The sequence below is a fragment of the Caulobacter sp. LARHSG274 genome (assembly GCF_052871235.1).
Map to the genome: position 1 here is coordinate 115,536 of NZ_JBIXJO010000004.1, position 20,666 is coordinate 136,201.

General features: G+C 69.1%; 20 protein-coding genes. 7 read left to right on the plus strand and 13 right to left on the minus strand.

Annotated features, from left to right (window positions below; genetic code table 11):
* Nucleotides 1-10: 10 nt before the first annotated feature.
* The 8 genes from ileS to ACIPQB_RS10755 form a co-directional block, all read right to left on the minus strand.
* Entirely contained in the window at nt 11-2,923 is a 2,913-nt protein-coding gene (gene ileS, locus ACIPQB_RS10720; protein ID WP_446485210.1) for an isoleucine--tRNA ligase, read from the minus strand.
* 575 nt (nt 2,924-3,498) lie between these two features.
* Nucleotides 3,499-3,705: a hypothetical protein gene (locus ACIPQB_RS10725; RefSeq protein WP_446485211.1), complete on the minus strand. Its 207-nt coding sequence runs from the start codon at nt 3,703-3,705 to the stop codon at nt 3,499-3,501.
* A 190-nt stretch (nt 3,706-3,895) separates the two neighbouring features.
* A complete protein-coding gene (locus ACIPQB_RS10730) occupies nt 3,896-4,849 on the minus strand; it encodes a bifunctional riboflavin kinase/FAD synthetase (RefSeq protein ID WP_446485212.1) in 954 nt (317 codons plus the stop codon).
* Between the two features lie 11 nt (nt 4,850-4,860).
* Nucleotides 4,861-5,283, minus strand: a complete 423-nt coding sequence (locus ACIPQB_RS10735) for a MaoC family dehydratase (protein WP_446485213.1) — start codon at nt 5,281-5,283, stop codon at nt 4,861-4,863.
* 55 nt (nt 5,284-5,338) lie between these two features.
* The gene (locus ACIPQB_RS10740) at nt 5,339-6,199 is read right to left on the minus strand and encodes a TIGR01459 family HAD-type hydrolase (protein WP_446485214.1); all 861 of its coding nucleotides are present in this window, start codon (nt 6,197-6,199) and stop codon (nt 5,339-5,341) included.
* Between the two features lie 129 nt (nt 6,200-6,328).
* Nucleotides 6,329-7,015: a 2OG-Fe(II) oxygenase gene (locus ACIPQB_RS10745; protein ID WP_446485215.1), complete on the minus strand. Its 687-nt coding sequence runs from the start codon at nt 7,013-7,015 to the stop codon at nt 6,329-6,331.
* Nucleotides 7,012-7,755 carry a methylated-DNA--[protein]-cysteine S-methyltransferase gene (locus ACIPQB_RS10750; RefSeq protein ID WP_446485216.1) on the minus strand — a complete coding sequence of 248 codons (744 nt, stop codon included), beginning with the start codon at nt 7,753-7,755 and terminating at the stop codon, nt 7,012-7,014. Before ACIPQB_RS10750 ends, ACIPQB_RS10745 begins: the two co-directional genes overlap by 4 nt.
* Before the next feature lie 51 nt (nt 7,756-7,806).
* Nucleotides 7,807-8,460 (minus strand): TetR/AcrR family transcriptional regulator, encoded by a 654-nt coding sequence (locus ACIPQB_RS10755; RefSeq protein WP_446485217.1) that lies wholly within the window; start codon nt 8,458-8,460, stop codon nt 7,807-7,809.
* A 67-nt stretch (nt 8,461-8,527) separates the two neighbouring features.
* On the opposite strand from ACIPQB_RS10755, the gene ACIPQB_RS10760 reads away from it, so the two are divergent.
* Both ACIPQB_RS10760 and ACIPQB_RS10765 read left to right on the plus strand, forming a co-directional pair.
* A complete protein-coding gene (locus ACIPQB_RS10760; protein ID WP_446485218.1) occupies nt 8,528-9,151 on the plus strand; it encodes a glutathione S-transferase C-terminal domain-containing protein in 624 nt (207 codons plus the stop codon).
* A gap of 50 nt (nt 9,152-9,201) precedes the next feature.
* Nucleotides 9,202-9,546, plus strand: a complete 345-nt coding sequence (locus tag ACIPQB_RS10765) for a CC_3452 family protein (protein ID WP_446485219.1) — start codon at nt 9,202-9,204, stop codon at nt 9,544-9,546.
* Between the two features lie 19 nt (nt 9,547-9,565).
* On the opposite strand, the gene ACIPQB_RS10770 is transcribed toward ACIPQB_RS10765, so the two are convergent.
* The gene (locus ACIPQB_RS10770) at nt 9,566-10,033 is read right to left on the minus strand and encodes a GNAT family N-acetyltransferase (protein WP_446485220.1); all 468 of its coding nucleotides are present in this window, start codon (nt 10,031-10,033) and stop codon (nt 9,566-9,568) included.
* A 333-nt stretch (nt 10,034-10,366) separates the two neighbouring features.
* Here ACIPQB_RS10770 and ACIPQB_RS10775 point away from each other — a divergent pair, with 333 nt between their 5' ends.
* Nucleotides 10,367-11,902, plus strand: coding sequence for a TonB family protein (locus tag ACIPQB_RS10775; RefSeq protein WP_446485221.1), 1,536 nt, complete (start codon nt 10,367-10,369; stop codon nt 11,900-11,902).
* A gap of 42 nt (nt 11,903-11,944) precedes the next feature.
* On the opposite strand, the gene tipF is transcribed toward ACIPQB_RS10775, so the two are convergent.
* Together tipF and ACIPQB_RS10785 are read right to left on the minus strand one after the other, a co-directional pair.
* Complete coding sequence (tipF, locus tag ACIPQB_RS10780; RefSeq protein ID WP_446485222.1) at nt 11,945-13,204, minus strand: flagella assembly cyclic-di-GMP phosphodiesterase TipF; 1,260 nt, start codon at nt 13,202-13,204, stop codon at nt 11,945-11,947.
* A 172-nt stretch (nt 13,205-13,376) separates the two neighbouring features.
* On the minus strand, nt 13,377-14,348 hold the full coding sequence (locus tag ACIPQB_RS10785; protein ID WP_446485223.1) for a hypothetical protein: 972 nt from the start codon (nt 14,346-14,348) through the stop codon (nt 13,377-13,379).
* Here ACIPQB_RS10785 and ACIPQB_RS10790 point away from each other — a divergent pair.
* Genes ACIPQB_RS10790 through ACIPQB_RS10805 form a run of 4 tightly spaced genes read left to right on the plus strand, consistent with a single transcriptional unit; the run spans nt 14,347 to nt 17,269 of the window.
* The gene (locus ACIPQB_RS10790) at nt 14,347-14,673 is read left to right on the plus strand and encodes a FeoA family protein (protein WP_446485224.1); all 327 of its coding nucleotides are present in this window, start codon (nt 14,347-14,349) and stop codon (nt 14,671-14,673) included. The genes ACIPQB_RS10785 and ACIPQB_RS10790 overlap by 2 nt on opposite strands.
* A 4-nt stretch (nt 14,674-14,677) precedes the next feature.
* Entirely contained in the window at nt 14,678-16,558 is a 1,881-nt protein-coding gene (gene feoB / locus ACIPQB_RS10795; RefSeq protein WP_446485225.1) for a ferrous iron transport protein B, read from the plus strand.
* Between the two features lie 37 nt (nt 16,559-16,595).
* The gene (locus tag ACIPQB_RS10800) at nt 16,596-16,880 is read left to right on the plus strand and encodes a hypothetical protein (RefSeq protein ID WP_446485226.1); all 285 of its coding nucleotides are present in this window, start codon (nt 16,596-16,598) and stop codon (nt 16,878-16,880) included.
* A complete protein-coding gene (locus ACIPQB_RS10805) occupies nt 16,877-17,269 on the plus strand; it encodes a type II toxin-antitoxin system VapC family toxin (RefSeq protein WP_446485227.1) in 393 nt (130 codons plus the stop codon). Before ACIPQB_RS10800 ends, ACIPQB_RS10805 begins: the two co-directional genes overlap by 4 nt.
* Nucleotides 17,270-17,282: 13 nt before the next feature.
* On the opposite strand, the gene ACIPQB_RS10810 is transcribed toward ACIPQB_RS10805, so the two are convergent.
* Nucleotides 17,283-18,161, minus strand: coding sequence for a 3-hydroxybutyryl-CoA dehydrogenase (locus ACIPQB_RS10810; RefSeq protein WP_446485228.1), 879 nt, complete (start codon nt 18,159-18,161; stop codon nt 17,283-17,285).
* Between the two features lie 928 nt (nt 18,162-19,089).
* Nucleotides 19,090-20,622: an FAD-dependent oxidoreductase gene (locus ACIPQB_RS10815; protein ID WP_446485229.1), complete on the minus strand. Its 1,533-nt coding sequence runs from the start codon at nt 20,620-20,622 to the stop codon at nt 19,090-19,092.
* Between the last annotated feature and the right edge of the window lie 44 nt (nt 20,623-20,666).

The window sequence follows — 20,666 nt, forward strand, 5'->3', positions numbered from 1 at the left end:
GAAGGAAAGCTCAAGCCTGCCGGCTGTCCCACCACGCCACCGCCTCGGCGTCGCGCAGGCTGAGGTCCGGATAGCGCGGATCGGTCCCGACCTCGGGCAGGATGCGCCACGAGCGGGCGCATTTGCGGCCTTGGGCCTTCGATACGACCACGATCGTGATCGGCGTGCCTGCAGCAGCTTCAAAACCTTCAGGATAGGTGCCGAGATCAAGATGGGCTTGGCTGGTGCGGAACACTTCAGCGGCGTCGAGACCATCGAAGGCGGCCAATAGTTCTGAATCGAGCATGACTCTTACGGAAGCATCGAGCGCAGAGCCTATCACCTTGTCGCGACGCTTTTCTTCCAAGGCTTGGGTGACGTGCCCGGTCACGGTCTCGACCTTGGCCCACCGCGCGGCCTCGTCATCATTGCGCCAGGCCTCCGGCGTCGGCGGCATCACCCGCAGGGTGATCGACCCCGCGTCCGGGAAGCGCGTCGTCCAGGCCTCTTCCATGGTGAAGCTGGTCAGCGGGGCCAGCCAGAGGGTCAGGCGCTCGAACACGTAGTCCAGCACGGTGCGATAGGCCCGGCGGCGCAGGGCCGTGGGCACGTCGCAATAGAGGCAGTCCTTGCGGATGTCGAAGAACAGGGCCGACAGGTCGCCCTGGCAGAAGTCGATCAGCGGCCGGATCACGTCGCTGAACCGGTAGGTCCCGTAGGCGGCGCGGACCTGGGCGTCGAGCTCCCACAGCCGGTGCAGGATGTACTTCTCCAGCGGCGGGAAGTCGGCGTAGTCGGTGACCCGCTCGGCCTCGTCGAAGCCGGCCAGGGCCCCCAGCAGGTAGCGGGTGGTGTTGCGCAGCTTGCGGTAGGCGTCGGTGGTGGTGGCCAGGATGGTCTTGCCGATCCGCTGGTCCTCGGAATAGTCGACCATCGCCGCCCACAGCCGCAGGATCTCGGCGCCGCTTTCCTTGGTTACAGTCTGGGGCTCGACGGTGTTGCCCTTGGACTTGCTCATCTTCTCGCCGTTCTCGTCCTGGGTGAACCCATGGGTGAGAACCGCCTTGTAGGGCGCGCGGCCGCGGGTGCCGCAGCTTTCGAGCAGGGACGACTGGAACCAGCCGCGATGCTGGTCGGAGCCCTCGAGGTAGAGATCGGCGGGCGATGCGCTGTCGTCCCGGCCTTCCAGGGTGAAGGCATGGGTGCTGCCGCTGTCGAACCAGACGTCGAGGATGTCGACGACCTTCTCGAAGCGCGAGGCGTCGTGGTCGCCCAGGAAGTCGGCGTCGGGGCGCTCGAACCAGGCGTCGCTGCCGCCCTGGCGGATGATGTCGAGGATGCGGGCGTTGACCTCCGGGTCGACCAGCGGCTGGCCGGTTTCCTTGTCGACGAACATCGCCAGCGGCGTGCCCCAGGCGCGCTGACGGCTGATCAGCCAGTCGGGCCGGGTCTCGACCATGGCCCCGATGCGGTTGCGGCCGGCCTCGGGGTGGAAGGCGGTGGCGGCCAGGGCCTGGACCGCCGTCTCGCGCAGGGTCTTGCCGTCCAGCGCCTCGACCGCGTGATCCATGCGGATGAACCACTGCGGGGTGTTGCGGAAGATCACCGGGGCCTTGGAGCGCCAGCTGTGCGGATAGCTGTGCTCGACCCGGCCGCGCGCCAGCAGGTTTCCGGCCTCGATCAGCTTGTCCATCACCGCGCTGTTGGCGGGACCGAACTTGCCGACCTTCTTGCCCTCGGTCTCGATGACCTTCAGGCCGCCGAACAGCGGCACGTGGGCGTAGTAGGCGCCGTCAGGGTCGACGGTGTCGGGGATCTCGCGATGGCCGTGGGCCAGCCACACCTGGTAATCGTCGGCCCCGTGGCCGGGAGCGGTGTGGACGAAGCCGGTGCCGGCCTCGTCGGTGACGTGGTCGCCGGCCAGCATCGGCACGGCGAAGCCGTAGTGGGTGTCCAGATCGGCCAGCGGATGGGCCAGGACCATGCCCTCGCAGTCGACCCGCTCGACCTTGCGCCAGGCGGCGACCTTGGCGGCCTTCATGACCTCGTCGACCAGCTTTTCGGCCACGATCAGCCGATCGCCGGGCGCCGACCAGGGCGCGAACTCCAGCCCCTCCTCCAGGGCCGTGACCTCGTAGGCGGCATAGGCGATGTCGGGGTTGTAGGACACCGCGCGGTTGGCCGGGATGGTCCAGGGCGTGGTCGTCCAGATCACCACCTTGGCGCCCAGGGCGGCGTCTGAGCCCTCGACGACCGGGAACTTCACCCACACCGTCGGGCTGACATGGTCGTGGTACTCGATCTCCGCGTCGGCCAGGGCCGTGCGCTCGACCGGGCTCCACATCACCGGCTTGGAGCCGCGATAGAGCTGGCCGCTGGTGGCGAACTTGTGGAACTCGGCGACGATGGTCGCTTCGGACGCATAGTCCATGGTGGCGTAGCGGTTCCACCAGTCGCCCAGCACGCCCAGGCGCTGGAACTCGACTTTCTGGGCCTCGATCCAGCCCGCGGCGTATTCGCGGCAGCGCTTGCGAAACTCGGCGGCCGGCACCTCGTCCTTGCGGCGGCCCTTGCTGCGGAACTCCTCCTCGATCTTCCATTCGATTGGCAGGCCGTGGCAGTCCCAGCCGGGCACGTAGTCGACGTCGTAGCCGAGGGCGAAGCGCGAGCGGACCACGAAGTCCTTCAGCGTCTTGTTGAGGGCGTGGCCGATGTGGATCGCGCCGTTGGCGTAGGGCGGGCCGTCGTGCAGCACGAACAGCTCCGCGCCCGCGGCCTGGCGGGCGGCGCGCACGGCGCCGTACAGGCCCTTGTCCGACAGGGCCGCCCAGCCCTCCAGGATCTCCGGCTCCTTCTTGGGCAGGCCGCCGCGCATCGGGAACGGGGTGTCGGGGAGGAAGACGGTCTCGCGATAGTCGCGAACGGGCGTGGCGTCGTCGGCCATGGGGCTATCCAGCTTAGGCTGTTCGGAAGGGAGTGCGGGGGTGGTCGTCCCGGCGCGCGCTGGAATCGGGTCCGGCGGCGTCACGCCGGGCGGTTAATTCGCGAAGTTTTCCGAACCAAAGGCATGGGCGGGGGATAGCAGAGCCGGGCGAGGGGGGCAAACGCCCAAAGCGCGCCGCCCTGTCGGGAGCGACGCCATGCGTGATGAGGGGATTCGAGTGGCGCGGCCGGCGGGCGCGCAGAGCGCCTAGGAGCCGTGGGCAGTTAAGCGTCTAGCGTGGAGGCGCCGCCCTCGTCCTTCGACAGGCTCAGGATGAGGGCTACGGGTAAGGCGGTTCAGTAGAATTCCTCATCCTGAGCCTGTCGAAGGACTAGGAATTCGGCCCAGATCGTCAACTGTCCACAGCCCTAGCGCACGTTTGCTTCAAGTTGAATCGCGCGTCCCAAATTCCCCGTCTCCCCGGCGAAGGCCGGGGCCCAGGTGAAACCCACGAGCCGCTCAGGATGAATCTGGGTCCCGGCCTTCGCCGGGAAAACGGAAGAAGGGGGAGCACGTCGACCTAAAATCAATACGCCCTAGCGCGGCTTGCCGGCCAGGCCGTTCATCAGCCATAGGACGGTGTAGGTGCCGAAGGTCACCGCGGCGAACGACAGCAGGAACATCTGCAGGCCTTGACCATAGGCGACGCCCAGGGTCGCCAAGGCGGCCGCGGTCCAGACGAGCGCCAGGATGCGGCCTTCCCACGAACGCGGATAGACGCGCATCGACGGAATGCGTTTCACGCCGCGCCAGGCGCGCCGCCACACTGTTCGCCCCCTGAATTGGCTTCGCACGGCACGTCCCCCGACACTGACGTAAAAAGTGTAGGCGCGACAAACAGTCGCGTCCATGCCGAAAAATCGTCGTTATGCGCCTTTTTGCGAGCGTGGCCGAATGGTCACGGTCGTCGCCTGGCGGAGGCGGCCGGCGGACCTAGAACGCCGGGGCGACGATCGCCCGGGCCTGGGCGGCGTCGCGCATCACCTGCTCGATCAGCGCCTCGATGCTGTCGAACTTCAGCTCCGGCCGCAGGAAGGCGATCAGCTCGGTCTCCAGGACCTGGCCATAGAGGTCTTCGTCGAAGTCGAACAGCCAGGTTTCCAGCCGGGTCTCGACCATGCCGGTGGTGGGATTGTTACCGAGATTGGCCACGCCGGGCACCACGCGGCCGTCGGGCAGGCGGGTGCGGGTGGCGTAGACGCCCAACCGCGGCACCACATAGTCCTCGACCTCGACATTGGCGGTGGGGAAGCCCAGCTGGCGGCCCAGCTGCTGGCCGCGGCGGACCACGCCCTCGATGGCGAACGGCCGGCCCAGGATGCGGGCGGCCTGTTCGGGATGGCCGTCGCGCAGGGCGTCGCGCACGCCGGTCGACGAGAACTTCTCGCCGTCGCGATTGGCCACCGGCTCGGCCACCGACACCGAGAAGCCGAATTCCTGGCCATAGGCCTTCATCAGTTCGGCGCTGCCGGTGCGGCCGCGCCCGAACGAGATGTCGAAGCCGACGCCGACATGCCTGACGGCCAGGCCCTCGCGGTCGTTGCCGACCAGCACCCGCTCGACGAACTCGCGGTCGCCGAAGCTGGCCATCTCGAAATCGAACGGCAGCAGGTAGAGGATGTCGACGCCCAGGGCCTCCAGGGCCCGGGCCTGCTGGTCGTGGGTCATCAGCTTGAAGGCCGGCTCGCTGGGCCGAAACAGCCGCCGCGGGTGCGGGTCGAAGGTGACCACGCCCAGCGGCCGCTTCAGGGCCAGGGCCGCCTTGGCCGCCTGGGCGATCACCTGCTGATGGCCGCGGTGCACGCCGTCGAAATTGCCCAGGGCCACGGCCGCGCCCCGCTCGCTCTCGGGCAGGCCCTTCCAGCCATGGACGATCTTCAGACGCATGCGGTTTCCTCTCAGGCGGCCTGGCGCGGGACCAGGACCACGGCCTCGCCGTCCAGGACCGTCTTGTTCCTGACCAGGCAGACGGTGGCCAGGGTGACCTCGGCCTTGGCTTGATCGATGCCGGTGACCGTGGCGCGGGCGGTGACCTCGTCGCCGATCCGGACCGGGCGCTTGAATTTCAGGGTCTGCGACAGGTAGACCGCGCCAGGGCCAGGCAGGGTGGTGCCCAGCACCGCCGAGATGTAGCCGGCCGACAGCATGCCGTGGGCGATGCGCTGGCCAAAGCTGGTGGTCGCGGCGTAGTCGGCGTCGAGATGGACGGGATTGGTGTCGCCGGTCACCGCGGCGAAGGCGACGATATCGGTCTCGCCGACCGTGCGGAGCAGCTGCGCCGATTGGCCGACGCTGAGTTCTTCAAGAAACAGTCCCCGCATCCCGCGTCTTTCTTGTTGTTGTGCGTGGCGCCCAATCTAGCGATCGGGCCCGGGTTCACCAAACCAGATCGCCCATGGCGTGGGTCGCGCCCAGGCTCTCGGCGGCCAGCAGGCGCTCGACGGCGACGGGATCCAGCGTCCCGTCCGGGCTGATGGCCGCCTCGCCGTGGATGCCCTTGGCGATGAACAGGCAGGCCAGGCCCTGGTCGTGGGCGCCCTTGACGTCGGTGATCACCCCGTCGCCGATGCACAGCACGCGCGAGCGATCGACCGGCCCGCCCTTCAGGGCGGAGGCCTCGGCCAGGGCCAGGTCGTAGATCGGGGCGTAGGGCTTGCCGGCCATCAGCACGGTCCCGCCCAGGCCCTCATAGAGGTCGGCCAGGGCGCCGCCGCAATAGATCAGCCGGTCGCCGCGCTGCACCACCCGGTCGGGATTGGCGCAGACCAGGGTCAGGCCCCGCTCGGCCGCCAGCCCCAGGCGGGCCCGATAGTCCTCGGGATCTTCGGCCTCGTCGTCCTGCAGGCCCGAGACCGAGATGAAGGCCGCGTCCTGCGGACCGGAAAAGGCCAAGCCCAGGTCGGCGTAGAGCACCGCGTCCCGCTCGGGACCGACGGTCCAGACCGGGCCCGGCGCGCGCTCGCGCAGCAGGGCGCGGGTGGCGTCGCCGGAGGTGACGAAGGCGCTCCAGGCCTCGCGCGGCACGCCCAGGCCGTCCAGCTGCGCCACCACGTCGGCCGAGGGGCGCGGGGCGTTGGAGATCAGGATCACCGGCCCATGATGGGCCCGCCATTCGACCAGGGCCGCGCAGGCGGCGGGGAAGCTCTCGACCCCGTTGTGGATCACCCCCCAGACGTCGCACAGCAGCACGTCATAGCGGTCAGCGAGGGCGGAAAGGCCGGAGGGCAGGTCGGTCATGGAGAGGGGCGGTACCGGGCGGCGACGGGCGCGTCAACGGTAGCGGATGTAGGGACGGCCGGCCCCGGCGGCCAGAAGACCCTTGCTGCACGACCGATCAGGGTTTCTCGCAGGCTGGCGCGGCCGCCGTCACGTCGCGTCGTGGAAGATCACCCCCAGCACCCGCCGCCGTCCGGACCGCACGGTGCTGACCCCGTGCCGCAGCACCCGGCGATGGACGCCGCGGGTTCCCTCGGCCGGGCGTTCGCGGACGGCGAAGATCACCCCTTCGCCCTGCTTGAGCGGCACGACCTGCGGCCGCGACTGCTGGCGAGGGCGCTGTTCGACCAGCACGAACTCGCCGCCCTCGAAGTCGCGGCCGGGTTCGTCCAGCAGGAAGGCGGCCTGCAGCGGAAAGACGTGCTCGCCATAGAGGTCCTGGTGCAGGCAGTTGTAGTCGCCCGGGCCGTAGGTCAGCAGCAGCGGCGTCGGCCGGGTCTGGCCGGCCGCGTGGCAGCGGGCCAGCATCTGGTCGAGGCTGTCTGGAAAGCGCCGATCCTCGCCCAGCCGCTCGGCCCAGCGATTGGCGACCGCGGCCAGGGGCCCATACAGCCCCTGGCGCAGCCGCTGCACCGGGTCGGGCAGGGGATAGCTGAAGTAGCGGTACTCGCCCTGGCCGAAGCCGTGGCGGGCCATCACCACCCGACTGCGAAAGCCGGCCTCCTGGTCGTAGAGGCCGGCGATCGCCGCGCAGGTCTGCGGCTTCAGCAGCGGGCCGGTCAGGGCCCAGCCCTGGGCGTCGAGCTCGGCGGCGATCCGTGTCCAGTCCAGGCTCACGCGGCCTCGCGGGGCCGGGCGGCTTCGCGGGCCAGCAGCGCGCGCTTGCGCTCGACGCCCCAGCGATAGCCGGACAGGCCGCCGTCGGCCCGCACCACCCGATGGCAGGGGGTGATCACCGCCAGCGGATTGGCCCCGCAGGCCTGGGCCACGGCGCGGGCGGCGGTCGGTCGACCTATGGCCCGCGCCACCTCGGCGTAGCAAAGGGTGGTTCCGGCCGGGATGGTCCGCAACGTCGCCCAGACCTTGCGTTGCAAGGGCGTGCCTTGGTCGTCCAGCGGCAGGTCCAGGGCCGCGCCGCGGCCGTCGACCTCGGTCGCCACCGCCTTCAGGTCGGCGGCCAGGCCCGCCGGGTCGGGCGTCAGCCGGGCCGAGCGGAAGCGGCGTTCCAGGTCCTTGGCCAGGGCCTGGGCGTCGTCGCCCAGGGTCACCAGCCGCAGGCCGGCCTCGGAGCGGGCGACCAGGGCCAGGCCCAGGCTGGTCGGAACCGTGGCCCAGCGCAGGGTCTCGCGCGGCTGGTCGGGCTTGCAGCGCAGGCACGGGCGGAAGCCGGCGGCCCTGGCGCTTTCCTGCGTATCGTGGAACTCCACATTCTTGCGCAGAGGCCGCCCGGCGCAGCTGGCCAGGCAATAGACGCCGGTGGTGCGCACGGCGATGAAGAAGGCGCCTTCAGCGTCGCGGTCGCGGCGGCGCAGGGCCTCCCAGCGTGCGTCGTCGTCGAGATAGGTCGAAGCGGTCATCGGAGGGTCTCCTTTCGTTGGAAGGGAGAATGCGCTCCGGCCGCCGGCCCGTCATTCCGATGCTTGCGGTCCGCAGATCAGGTCCAGGGCCGCCTTGATGGTGGCGTCCAGCTGCTCGCGGGTCTCGCCGGCCCGGGCCCGCACCGACAGGGCGTTGATCATCACGCCGGCCACCTTGGCCAACGCCGCATGGTCCGCATCCGTCGGCAGCTCGCCGGCCGCATGGGCGCGGGCGAACAGCCGCTCGAAGCCGCGGTCCATCTCATGCATGCCGTCGGCGACCATCTGGCGCACGGCCGGATCGACCACGGCCTGACCCAGGCCGGCGCTGACCAGGAAGCAGCCGCGTCCGCCCGTGTCGCCGGAGGTGTAGAAGCCCAGGGCCGCATGATAGACGCGGTCCAGCGCCTCGCGCAGCGTGCCGCCGCCGCGGAAGGCCGGGATCATCCTCGCCCGTGACTGGTCCAGATAGTTTTCCAGGGCGGCGCGGAACAGCGTCTGCTTGTCGCCGAAGGCCCCGTACAGGCTGGGCCGGTTCATGCCGGTGGCGGCGCTCAGGTCGTCCAGCGAGGCCCCGGCATAGCCCTGGTCCCAGAAGGTCTCCGTCGCCTGCCAAAGGGCGACCTCGGGGTCATAGGCGCGCGGCCGTCCGCGACGCTTGCTCTGATCAGCCGCAGCTCCGGCCGGATTCGATTTTTGTACCATTTCGAATAAAAACCTTGCGTCCGCTATTTTTATGCGAGATGGTATGAAAATGCAAACGGAGGGTCGGATGGATCTCTATTTCTCGCCGATGGCCTGCTCGATGGCGACGCGGATCGCCGCCTATGAGGCCGGCGCCCAGATCAACTTCCTGCGGGTCGACACCCGGGCCTCGCCCAAGCGGGTCGAGGACGGGACCGCGTTCCTGAGCCTCAATCCCATGGGCCAGGTGCCGGTGCTGCGCGCCGACGACGGCGAACTGATCTTCGAGAACCCGGTGATCCTGCAATATGTCGCCGACCGCTTCCCGGCCGCCGGCCTGATCCCCGCCGAGGGCGCCGAGCGCCGCCGGGTGCAAAAATGGCTCAGCTTCATCGGCTCGGAGCTGCACACCGGCGTGTTCATCGCCCTGCTGGACCCCAAGGCGCCGGAAGGGGCCAAGGCCTTCGCCCGCGCCGCCGCCGCCCCGCGCCTGGCCGTCCTCGACGCCCATCTGACCGGCCGCGAATTCCTGCAAGGCCGGTTCAGCGTCGCCGACGCCTATCTGTTCGTGATGCTGACCTGGGCCCGGCACGTGGCGCTGGACCTGACGCCCTATCCCGCCCTGGCCGCCTATCGCGACCGCCTGCAGGCCCGGCCCTCGGTGGCCCGGGCGCTAGGCGAGGAGTTCACCCTGTTCAAGGCCGCGGCCTGACACCGTTTCAGTAGGCGTACCCCCCGAAACCTCCTCCCCGGAGCCATACCATGCGCAATCTTATCTTCGCCGTCGCGGCCCTGGCCGCGACGGGCGGCTCGGCCATGGCCGAAATCAAGCCCGAGGGCGGTTGGCTGACCCTCAGCGCGCCCGCCGCCAAGGACCACATCGTCTTCGACGGCGCGATCTGGCGCTGCCAGGGCGAGGTCTGCCGCGCCACCCAGGTCAAGTCGCTGCCGCCCCTGCGCAGCTGCAAGCGCCTGGCCCGCGAACTGGGTCCGGTCACCAGCTTCGGCTATCGCGGCGTGGCGCTGTCGGCCGAACAGCTGGCGGCCTGCAACCCGGTGCAGATCGCCAAGACCCCGGCCCAATCCGAGGTGGCGACGGCGCGCTGAGCGAGCGACCTTCGCGGCTTCAGACCTCGACTCGCCAGCAGAACAGCGGCCCGTCCTCCTCGTCGGTCCGCGAGTCGAAGCGCTCGAAGCCGTTGACCTCCAGCACCCGCTGCGAGGCCAGGTTGTCGACGGCGGTCTCGGCGGTGACGGTCGAGACCCGGTCGTCGCCGCGGGCCCAGTCCAGCAGCGCCGCCACCCCCCGCCGGGCGACGCCGCGCTGGCGCCGCGACTCGGCGACGCCATAGCCGATCATCACCGTGTCGCCGACATAGGGCACCCGGACCAGCGAACACAGACCGACCACCTCGCCGTCCTCGACCATCATCCAGGCGTTGGGGGTGAAGGCCTCGCCGACCGTCGCCGACAGGTCGCGCAGCATCTCCAGCACCTCCGTCCCCTCGACCCCGCCCTCGGCGACGGTCAGCCCCTCGGGCGCGGCGCCGACGATCAGGGCGGCGAAATGGGCGTCGGTGGTCTCGATCAGCATGGTCGGGTTCTAGAGGCGGCCGCGGCCGATCGCAACGCCGGGTTGCTGTCGGCGCGGCTTCGGGTCAGGTTTGTCGCCAGCGCGGAAGGGCCCATGATCAGGGGCGACATCAAGCGCGCCTCCCGGCCGAGAACCTGGCGGCTCCATGGCCTACGACAAGCGTCCGCGGCCGAATCCTTGTCGAGGCTGAACCCGCCCTCTAGGTTGCACGTACACCGGATGGGGCGCGGGCGCGGGATGAAACATTTTAACGTCTTGGCGGCGGCTGTCGCCGCCTGTCTGGCTTCTTGCCTGGCGTGGACAACGGCAGCTCAGGAGGGGACAGGCGCCCCAGTGCTGCGGGTGCGTCCCGACGAGATCGAGACGTTCTATCCGGCGGCGGCCAAGGCCAAGGGGCTGGAGGGCCAAGCGACCGTTGGCTGTCTTGAGCATGACGACGCCGTCTGGGCTTGTCGGCTGACCTTGGAGGCCCCGGAGGGCGAAGGGTTCGGCGCTGCCGCTCTAGCCCTGGTCAAGCGCTACGAGGCCAGCGCCCCTACCGCCGATGATCGGCGTTTTGCCCGCTTTGAGTCCCTCCGGATCGTCTTCAAGCCGCGCGAGGTGAAGGCTGTCCGCGCGGCCGGGACGGACTATGTGCTCCCTGAGCGCATCGAGGAGCCGTCGGCGGACGCCCTATATGACGCCTGGCCGCGCGTGGCGCGGTTCAGCGGGGTCGAGGGCTCCGTCAATCTGTGGTGCACGGTGACCCTGGAGGGGCGTTTGACCTCCTGCACCGTCAGTAAAGAGAACGGCTTGGGTCATGGCTTCGGTGAAGCGGCATTGAAGGTGACGCCCCTGTTCCGGTTCGCGCCGGCCCGCAAGAACGGCGTCCCGGCAGCGATGTCGATCCCGATCCAGGTCTATTTCTTCTGCGACGTCCGTTGCCGCCGTTTCGAGGGCGGCCGCCGGCCCTCGAACGCTTGGGTTTCGGTCCCCACCCCTACTGAGGTCCAGGCGGCTTATCCGCCGGCGGCCAAAGCGCGGGGACGGGAAGGAGTGGCCCGGCTCGACTGCACCGCGACCAAGGCGGGCGAGCTGAAGGATTGCCGCATCGCCGCCGAGTCACCCGCCGGAGAGGGCTTCGGGGCGGCGGCTCTGGCGCTGGCGGACCGGTTCAGCTTGACTCATGCGGACCCAGAGCGGATTTCCTTTTCGGTCGCCTTCGATAATCGAATCGGTCTGGTCGATTGGGCGTGGGATGCGAATCCGTTCGCCGGTCTGATAGCGGTCGCGCCAAAGGGGAAGACCGTTGCAAAGGTCGAAGGGCCGCCGGTCGTCAAGGGTCGGTCCCGTCTGCGCTGCCAAGCGGGCCAGGGCGGTCAGCTGGAGCGCTGCGTAGTGCTCGACAGCGAACCGGCCGATCCCGAGGTGGCGCGTCAGGTGCTGGAGAACCTGAGCAAGGTCAGGGTTCGGAGCTGGACCGATGAGGGACGCTCAACAATCGGATCATGGGTCGAATTGATGCTGTCGACGGGTCCGCTCGCCGATCCCCGGCTGTTTCCCGCTGTCGCCGTCCCTCCGACGGTCGCTTCCGGGGTGCTCGACTACCGACCGCAGACCGTGCTGGCGTCGCCCCCCGATCCGTGGCGCTTCTTTCCCGCTCGGGCCCAGCGCATGGAGGTCAGCGGTCAGGTCGTCTTGACTTGTGCGGGCTTGATCGACGGCCGTCCTGATGGCTGCCAGGTGACGACGGAGGCACCGCTGGATTACGGCTTTGGCGACGCCGCTCAGCGGATGAGCAAGGACTTCCGCTACAGCCCCCAGAGTATTGACGGTGTGCCGACCGACGAGCCGATCTTGATTCCGTTCAACTTTGCGGTACCGCGCTGAGTTCCGCTCGTCTCGACATTCGCCTGACGAGCGCACAGAGCCCTATCGCCCCGCGCGCCGCCGCAGCGCTCCGCGCATGAAGTCCTGCGGCGGGTCGGCCTCGGCCAGCACCGAGTCGCGGATGGCGCGCGGCTCGCCGAACAGGTGGCCCTGGCCGTAACCGATGTCGAGTTCGAGCACGTCGACCACCTGGCGTTCGGCCTCGACCTTTTCGGCGATCACCTCGATGCCGTAGCGGCGGGTCAGGCCGGCGAAGTCGGCGGCGTTGAGGTCGGGCAGCGAGGCGATGACCAGCTTGCCGTCCTGCTCCTCCAGCTGGTCGAGCATCATCTGGGCGCCGATCTTGAGGAACTTGACGTCGGCCCGGGCCAGATCCTGGAAATCGAGGTCCAGGTCGGTGACCTTGTCGAGGCTGAAGCGGAAGCCCAGGCTGGACAGCCGGGCCATGTGGCGGGCCTCGACCGGGCCGCGGTCGTTGAAGGCGGCCTGGCCCAGTTCGAAGATCAGAGCCCCGGCCAGGTCCTTGTTGACCTGCAGGAACTCCAGGAACTGGGCGAAGAACGCCTCGTCGGCCAGGCTGGCCAGGGAGATGTTGCAGAAGATTCCGACCTTGCGGTCCTGCTTGGCCAGGCGGCGGACGATCTGCACGCAGCGGAACAGCAGCAGGTTGTCGATGGCGGCGGTCAGGCCCTCGGGCTCGGCCACGGCCAGGTATTCGGCCGGCATCATGATCCGGCCGGTCTCGTCGCGCAGGCGCGAGAAGCTCTCGTAGAACACGGTGCGGCGCTGGGGCAGGCTGACGACCGGCTGCAGGTAGAGGTCGACCCGGTTTTCGGCCAGGGCGTCCTGCACCACCTCGATCAGGGCGCTGGACTGGGGCGAGCGGCCGCGCGGCTCGGCGCGGGCCACCTCGACCTGGTAGCTCAGCTGGTGTTCGAGGCGGTCGCTCATCCGGACGACCAGGTCTTCCAGCTGGTGGACCTCGCTGGTCAGTTCGGCCGAGCGGCGCTGGGCGTCGTCGGCGACGCTCTCCAGCAGGCCGGTGATGCGGGCGTCGACCTTCTCGATCTGCTCGAGCAGGATGCCGTGGGCCTCGCGGATGGTCTCGATGTCGACGCGCAGGGCCGCGCCCTGCAGGACGCCGGCGATCACGCCATGCACGGCCAGGCACAGGCCCATGGCGCCGATGAAGGCTGCCAGGCCCACGGCCGGCGCGGCTCCCATCCGCCACAGGGCGAGGGAGACGACCAAGGCCAGACAGAGATAGGCGCCGGTCAGCAGCGCCAGCATCAGCCTTCGCATCGAGGGGTCCCTACGAATCGTCAAGATTGATTATGGGAGTCGCCCTGGCCGTGAGTCGAACAGATTAACGCGCGTGGGCCATTACGCCGCGCCTTAACCACAAATCAGGTTCTCGTGAACACGCGGGAACCGTCGGCGGGGCGGATTCCCCTTGATTGAGGCGAGCAAGGTCTCAGATCGGCGCGAAAAGGCGCTGGCCCTCTAAGCCGATGAACGGCCCCATCTTACTGCCCGGCCCGCAAGAGCGGCGCTCGCCCCAGTAAATGTGGTCGGCGTCCGGAAGGCGCCAAGTCAGGGACGCCCTGTTCATACGGCGGACGATCTCCCGACCGGTCGCCCGCTCGACCAAGGCCTCGCCGTAGATTTCAACCTTGAAATCACCGCCGAGCATCCGCTCCTCGACCACGCCGCGCACAAAATAGGGGGCCATGGGCGAGCCGGGACCGAGGTTCAGGGCGGTGTATGGGCCGACGCGCTCGGCGGCAAGGCATTGCCCCGCCGCAGTCTTCCAGGCTTTGCCCTGCCGGCTCCAGTCGCTGACCACCTGGTCCAGTTGGGCGTCGCAGTAGGCCGGATCTCCGCGCCGCCGCACGCGATAGACGCCGGGCTCGGTGATCAGCGGCGCCAGCCAGCCCCCGTCCGTCGCGTCGATGTGAAGGACGGCGTAGGTCGCGCCCGTTCGTTTCAGCGCAAGGGCGATCGTCGCCGGGCCGCCCGAGATGGCGAGGCCGTCCGGGGCAGGGGCTGGCTGGGCGCGTTCCAGCGTAAAGCCGCTCCTGCACAAGGCCTCCCACTCAAGGGGCGGCTTGGCGGCGCTGCGCGACTTGACCACGCCTTGCCCCACCGCCGACGACAAGGTCACCGGATCGATCCATTTGCCCGTGGCGTCGTCGATGCAGCCGCCCAAGACCGTCGTGGCGGCTGCCAGGATCAGGGCGCGGGCGAGATTGGGGACGGTCAAGTTCATGGCCTGATGCGAGCCAGCCGCCGCAACTGTCGTCAAGCGCAATTTCCGCGATAGCGGAGGATCGCAGCGCAGCGCGACCGACCCGTAAGGAGCCGCGCCCGCGGCCTCGCCCCATTCGTGACATGACAGCGCGGCTTTAGACTGATAATCGTTCGCAAGTTTTTCCGGTGCGACCATGTCCGACGTTCTCAACCTAGCTCCCGAAATCGCCGACCTCCCCGCCGCAGCTCGCGGCGCCGAAAGCCCGCTCAGCAAGGCCCGTAAGGGTCAGCGCGGGGTCATCGTGCGGGTCGGCGGCGAGACGGGGCAGGCGGAGTCTATCGATCCTGAGGAGCTGGAGCGTCGTCTGCTGGAGATGGGCTTCGTCGAGGGAGCCCTGTTCGAGGTGCTGCACGAGGGCCTGTTCGGGCGGGACCCGATCGCCGTGCGCATCGACGACATGCGCGTCGCCCTGCGCCGCCGCGAGGCCGCCGCCGTCACCGTCCAGTTCGAAGAGGCCTGACGTCTTGACCGACACCGCCGTCTCGCGGCCCGCGCGCCTGGCGCTGGTCGGCAATCCCAATTCCGGCAAGACCGCCCTGTTCAACGCCCTGACCGGCAGCCGCCAGAAGGTCGCCAACTACGCCGGGGTCACCGTCGAGCGCAAGGAAGGCGTGCTGACCCTGCCCGGCGGCCGCGGGGCCCATGTGCTCGACCTGCCCGGCACCTACTCCCTGCGGGCCCGCAGCCCCGACGAGGCGGTGACCCGCGACGCGGTGCTGGGCCGCCTGGCCGGCGAGACCGCCCCGGACGTGGTGATCTGCGTGGCCGACGCCACCAACCTGCGGCTGGTGCTGCGGCTGGTGCTGGAGCTCAAGCAGGTGGGGCGGCCGTTCGTCCTGGCCCTCAACATGTACGACATCGCCCAGCGCCAGGGCCTGCGGATCGACCTGGAGCGGCTGTCGGCCGAGATCGGCGCGCCGATCGTCACCACCGTGGCCACCCGCAAGCGCGGCCTGGAGGAACTGGTCGCCAAGGCCGACGCCCTGGCGATCGGCCAGCAGGGCGCGCATGAAAACGTCTGGCGCGAGCCGACCGCCGCCGAGATCCGCGCCGCCCACCGCGAGGCCCAGCGCATCGTCAAGGCCTGCGTCCGTCCGCCCGAGCGGCCCGACACCGTGACCGGCAAGGTCGACGCGGTGCTGCTCAACCCGGTCGGCGGCCTGCTGATCCTGCTGGCCCTGCTGTTCGTGATGTTCCAGGCGGTGTTCACCTGGGCCCAGCCGGCCATGGAGGGCATCGAGGCGGTGTTCACCGCCGTCGGCGGACTGGTCGGGAGCACCCTGCCGGAGGGACTGCTGCGCGGCTTCATCACCGACGGCCTGATCGCCGGGGTCGGCAGCGTGCTGGTGTTCCTGCCGCAGATCCTGATCCTGTTCTTCTTCATCCTGGTGCTGGAAGACAGCGGCTACATGACCCGCGCGGCCTTCCTGATGGACAAGATCATGGGCGGGGCGGGCCTGCACGGCCGGGCCTTCATCCCGCTGCTCAGCAGCTTCGCCTGCGCCATTCCCGGGATCATGTCGACGCGGGTGATCGACAACAAGCAGGACCGGCTGACCACCATCCTGGTCGCCCCGCTGATGACCTGCTCGGCGCGGATCCCGGTCTACACCCTGATCATCGGGGCCTTCATCCCCAACACCCGGGTCTGGGGCGCGCTCAGCCTGCCGGGGCTGGTGATGTTCGGCCTCTACGCCAGCGGCATCGTCAGCGCCCTTCTGGTGTCGTTCGTGATCCGCAAGCTGTTCTGGCGCGGCACGGTCGAGCCGTTCATGATGGAGCTGCCGACCTATCGCTGGCCCGAGCCGCGCAACGTGCTGATGAACCTGTGGACCCGGGCCCGCATCTTCCTCAACCGCGCCGGCCGGATCATCCTGCCGCTGATGGTGCTGGTCTGGGTGCTGTCGACCTTCCCCTATCCGCCCGAGGGGGCGAGCGGACCGGCCATCGACTACAGCTTGGCCGGCCGGATCGGCCACCTGATCGCGCCCGTCATGCAGCCCATCGGCTTCAACTGGCAGATGACCGTGGCCCTGATCCCCGGCTTCGCGGCGCGAGAGGTGGCGGTGGCCGCCCTGGGCACCGTCTATGCGGTCGGCGGCGATCCCGACGCCTCGGTCGCCACCCTGGGCTCGGTGCTGTCGCACCAGTGGTCTCTGGCCACCGCCCTGTCGTTCCTGGCCTGGTACGTCTTCGCCCCGCAATGCGCGGCGACCCTGGGCGTGGTCAAGCGCGAGACCAACGGCTGGACCTGGCCGACGGTGATGTTCCTGTACATGACCGGCCTGGCCTATCTGGCGTCGTTCGTGACCTACCACGTCGCGGTGGCGCTGGGGGCGGGGTAGGGCTTGTTCCGGTTGTGTTCCGTGTTATGCTTCGTGCATGACGGTCCGGGTCGACATAGCGGAACAGGCCACGGTGGCCGAACTCGTCGCGCACATCGACGCAGGCGAAGACGTGCTGCTGACGCGAGACGGGGAGACCGTCGCGATCGTTACGAAGGTTGCGGCTCCCGCCAAGCGTATCGAGCGGATTCCTGGTGTCTGGGCCCACCTGGGACCCATGGACGACCCGGACATCTTCTTTCGTCCAGACCCTGAGTTCGCCGAGCTCGCGGAAGCGCACGACGAGGACGATTTCTACCGGCCGCAGACGCCGGAGAAATGAACTTTCTCCTCGATACCCATGCTTTGATCTGGTGGATGGCGGCTCCTGAGCGCTTTTCTCGCCGTGCTTATGACTGCGTCAAGGATGCCGGCGCGCGCCTATTCGTCAGCGCCGCGAGTGTCTACGAGATCGAATACAAACGTGAGCGAGATCGACTTCTCTATCGGCTGCCCAGAAACATACCGCGAATTGTTCCGATGCTCGGGTTCGAATGGTTGAACATTGACCCCGCCGACGCCTTTGACGCCGCCCGGCTGGACAACCGACATCGAGATCCGTGGGACCGCATCATCGCGACGCAGGCGGAGCGCAGAGGCCTTCGCCTGATTACCGCCGATGAAGACCTGATCAGCGCCTGCGTCCATTGGCGGGTCCAGACCGTTTGGTGACTTGCTGCGCCCCCTACCGCGTCGGGACCGGAACCTCGCCGCGGTAGTCGTAGAAGCCGCGCCCGGCCTTCTTGCCCAGCCAGCCGGCCTCGACATATTTCACCAGCAGCGGACAGGGGCGGTACTTGCTGTCGGCTAGGCCTTCGTACAGCACGTTCATGATCGACAGCACGGTGTCCAGGCCGATGAAGTCGCCCAGCTCCAGCGGGCCCATCGGGTGGTTGGCGCCCAGCTTCATGGCGGTGTCGATGGCGTCGACCGTGCCGACGCCCTCGTACAGGGTGTAGATCGCCTCGTTGATCATCGGCACCAGCACGCGGTTGACGATGAAGGCGGGGAAGTCCTCGGCGTTGCTGGTGATCTTGCCCAGCGACTTGGCGAAGGCCACGGCCCGCTCATAGGTCGGCACGTCGGTGGCGATGCCGCGGATGATCTCGACCAGCTTCATCAGCGGCACGGGATTCATGAAGTGCAGGCCGATGAACCGCTCGGGGCGGTCGGTGGCCGAGGCCAGGCGGGTGATCGAGATCGACGAGGTGTTGGACGCCAGCAGGGTGGTGTCCTTCAGGTGCGGCTGCAGGCTGCGGAAGATCGCCTTCTTGGTCTCTTCGTTCTCGGTGGCGGCCTCGATCGCCAGGTCGGTCGCGCCGATGTCGGCCAGCGCCTCGGCGGCGGTGATCCGCGCTAGGCCGGCGGCCATGGCCGCCTCGTCGATGATTCCGCGATGCACCTGGCGGGCCATGTTCTTTTCGATCAGGGCCAGGCCGGCCTCGATGCGTTCGCGCGAAATGTCGTGCAGCCGCACGTCGTAACCGGCCAGCGCGCAGACATGCGCGATCCCCGACCCCATCTGACCGGCGCCGATCACGCCGACCGTCTTGATATCAGCCATTCAGACTAGCCTTCGCTCGAGGCGGACGGGACCTGACGCGTCACACCCGATTTCCTGGGTGGTTTCTAGCACGAGCAACCCCACAGTCGCCAAGGCTTTGCTGCGATGCAGCGGAAACCGCGGCCGCCGAAGTCGCCGAACCGGTGCGCCAGAAGGGATTCCGGGCCTGGCGGTTGTGTTACCGGTTATCCCGCCGCCGTCCTGGGTGAGGCGGCGCACCAGCGCGCTCCCTTCCCCCTCGATGAGGGAAGGGTCAGGGATGGGGTGGCTGCTGAGCCGGCGGCGAGAAGAACGCTTCGCGTTCACCCCCATCCGACCCCTTCGGGGCCACCTTCCCCCATCAAGGGGGAAGGAGAAAGAATTCTTATCCTCCCCTCCTCCGGCGTGTTTCCCCAGCAAAATCAATGCGCCAAAATCGTTTATCCTCACCCTTTCCCGGCGCCCTTATCCTGAACTCACCTCGTCGCAAGGAAAGGGCGCATGGCCAGCGACCGATGCGGCGGCGGGGGGCGATCGAGCGGGACTGGGCTGGAGGGGGTTACTCCAGCGTGTCCGGGGAGCCTGGCGTTGCAGGCCCCGCCCGCCGTCGGCGTCGACGAGGATAAAGCGCGTGTGTCGAAGATCCGCGCCCTCGTCGCCGGGGCCCGTCGGAAACGGCGGGGTTCCGGAGTCCGGCTAGGCCTTAACAGGGCCGCCTACCGGACGCGGACGGAAAACGAGCGCGCGGAGCGATCGGCTTCGTCGAAACGGTATTTATCAAAGAACTCCGGACGTCGTCCGGCGCTCCGCGTCCCTTTCCATTCCCTCAGCGAGAGATCGCGTGAGGCGGAAAAGCCGCGTCCCGGCCTGAAAGGAGTCTCTCCTGGCCCGTCCTGCGCCAAGCGTGTTCATCCGGTCGTCGAGCCTCGCCGCCCGCCGGGCGGAAACGTCAGGCCGCCCATGCGTCGCGCTTCGAGGGCGAAGCCAGGCCGACTCCGGAGAGATAGTCCTCCAGCCGCGCCACATCCCCGGCGGCGATCATGGCGCCGACATGGCCGTCGGGACGGACCAGCAGGAACGCGCCGTCGGCCAGGCCGTAGGTCGCGCCCAGGACGTCGTCGGGGTCCTGGAATTCGCCGTCCGCGCCGATCCGGCGGATGCGCAGCCCGGGGCGGGGCGCCGGCAGGCGGACCGGGTCGACGGCGCGGGCGATCAGGGTCCAGTGCGGTCCGGCGAACAGGTCGAACAGTCGCCTGGATTGCCCGCCCGCGCTGCGCAGGCGGCCGTCCGGCGCGCGGTCGCCGGGCTGGACGCCGTCGCCGGGACGCTCCCCGTCAATCGTCAGGGCCAAGGACGACGCGCGATAGCCGAGGTCCAGCTGGTGCACCTCGCGGCCCCGCTTGATCTCGCCCTGCCTGGCCTTGTCGAGCAGGCCGACCGACAGGCCCAGCATGCCGGCGGCGATTGGACGGCGCTCGGCCTCATAGGTGTCAAGCAGGGCGTCGGGCGCGCCGGCCAGCACGGCCGCGAGCTTCCAGCCGAGATTGTAGGCGTCCTGGACGCTGGTGTTCAGGCCCTGGCCGCCGGTCGGCGGATGGATGTGGGCGGCGTCGCCCATCAGCAGCACGCGGCTGACGCGGTAGCGATCGGCCAGGCGGGCGTTCATGGCGTAGGCCGAGGCCCAGGCGACGCTGCGCACCGTCAGGCCGCCGGTCGGCCAGCGATCGTCGATCAGGGCCTGGAGACCGGACGCGGAAAGATCGACCTCGCCGTCCAGCGGGATAGGGGCCTGGAGCTGGAACAGGTCCGTGCCGGCAAGCGGGCAAAAGCCGACCTGCCGGGCCATGTCGCCCTCGCCCGACCGATGCCAGGCGTCGCGCGACAGGCCCTCCAGCACGATGTCGGCGACGATGGCCCGCACGCCGAGCGTCTGGCCGGGGAAGCCGATCCCCAGCGTGCGGCGCACGAACGAGCGGCCGCCGTCGCCGCCGACCAGATAGCGGCAGCGGATCGTCTCGATCCCGTCCGGCCCGGCGACCGTCGCCGTCACGCCCTCGGCGTCCTGGTCGAAGGCGGCCAGTTCGCGGCCGTATTCCACCGCCTGGCCGAACTCGGCCAGCCGCTCGCGCAGCACCGCTTCGGTCCGGAACTGCGGGATCATCAGGGGCGTGCGGTAGGGCTCCTCGGCGGTCGGCGGCGCGACGGTGATGTCCTGGGCGTCGACCTGGATCCCGTCGGCGCGATGCAGCCGTTGCGGCGGGTAGGGGCCGCCGGCGGCCGCCATCCGGTCGATGACCCCCAGGTCCTCGAACACCTCCAGGGTGCGGGGCTGGACGCCCTTGCCGCGCGAGCCGGCGAACGGGGCCGGCAGCTTGTCGATCAGGCGCAGCGACACGCCCCGCCGGGCCAGGTCGATGGCCAGGGTCAGGCCGGCCGCGCCGGCGCCGCAGATCAGGACCGCGATGGGGACTTGCTGGGTCATGGTCGCCTCGATATGTGTATTTCGCACACATACCGAGGCGGTGA

What these genes read in the sequence shown, in the direction of transcription:
- ileS (WP_446485210.1), bottom strand. Translation starts at nt 2,923, where the DNA reads ATGGCCGACGACGCCACGCCCGTTCGCGACTATCGCGAGACCGTCTTC.
- ACIPQB_RS10730 (WP_446485212.1), bottom strand. Translation starts at nt 4,849, where the DNA reads ATGCGTCTGAAGATCGTCCATGGCTGGAAGGGCCTGCCCGAGAGCGAG.
- ACIPQB_RS10735 (WP_446485213.1), bottom strand. Translation starts at nt 5,283, where the DNA reads ATGCGGGGACTGTTTCTTGAAGAACTCAGCGTCGGCCAATCGGCGCAG.
- ACIPQB_RS10740 (WP_446485214.1), bottom strand. Translation starts at nt 6,199, where the DNA reads ATGACCGACCTGCCCTCCGGCCTTTCCGCCCTCGCTGACCGCTATGAC.
- ACIPQB_RS10750 (WP_446485216.1), bottom strand. Translation starts at nt 7,755, where the DNA reads ATGACCGCTTCGACCTATCTCGACGACGACGCACGCTGGGAGGCCCTG.
- ACIPQB_RS10755 (WP_446485217.1), bottom strand. Translation starts at nt 8,460, where the DNA reads ATGGTACAAAAATCGAATCCGGCCGGAGCTGCGGCTGATCAGAGCAAG.
- ACIPQB_RS10760 (WP_446485218.1), top strand. Translation starts at nt 8,528, where the DNA reads ATGGATCTCTATTTCTCGCCGATGGCCTGCTCGATGGCGACGCGGATC.
- ACIPQB_RS10765 (WP_446485219.1), top strand. Translation starts at nt 9,202, where the DNA reads ATGCGCAATCTTATCTTCGCCGTCGCGGCCCTGGCCGCGACGGGCGGC.
- ACIPQB_RS10770 (WP_446485220.1), bottom strand. Translation starts at nt 10,033, where the DNA reads ATGCTGATCGAGACCACCGACGCCCATTTCGCCGCCCTGATCGTCGGC.
- tipF (WP_446485222.1), bottom strand. Translation starts at nt 13,204, where the DNA reads ATGCGAAGGCTGATGCTGGCGCTGCTGACCGGCGCCTATCTCTGTCTG.
- ACIPQB_RS10790 (WP_446485224.1), top strand. Translation starts at nt 14,347, where the DNA reads ATGTCCGACGTTCTCAACCTAGCTCCCGAAATCGCCGACCTCCCCGCC.
- ACIPQB_RS10785 (WP_446485223.1), bottom strand. Translation starts at nt 14,348, where the DNA reads ATGGTCGCACCGGAAAAACTTGCGAACGATTATCAGTCTAAAGCCGCG.
- ACIPQB_RS10800 (WP_446485226.1), top strand. Translation starts at nt 16,596, where the DNA reads ATGACGGTCCGGGTCGACATAGCGGAACAGGCCACGGTGGCCGAACTC.
- ACIPQB_RS10805 (WP_446485227.1), top strand. Translation starts at nt 16,877, where the DNA reads ATGAACTTTCTCCTCGATACCCATGCTTTGATCTGGTGGATGGCGGCT.
- ACIPQB_RS10810 (WP_446485228.1), bottom strand. Translation starts at nt 18,161, where the DNA reads ATGGCTGATATCAAGACGGTCGGCGTGATCGGCGCCGGTCAGATGGGG.
- ACIPQB_RS10815 (WP_446485229.1), bottom strand. Translation starts at nt 20,622, where the DNA reads ATGACCCAGCAAGTCCCCATCGCGGTCCTGATCTGCGGCGCCGGCGCG.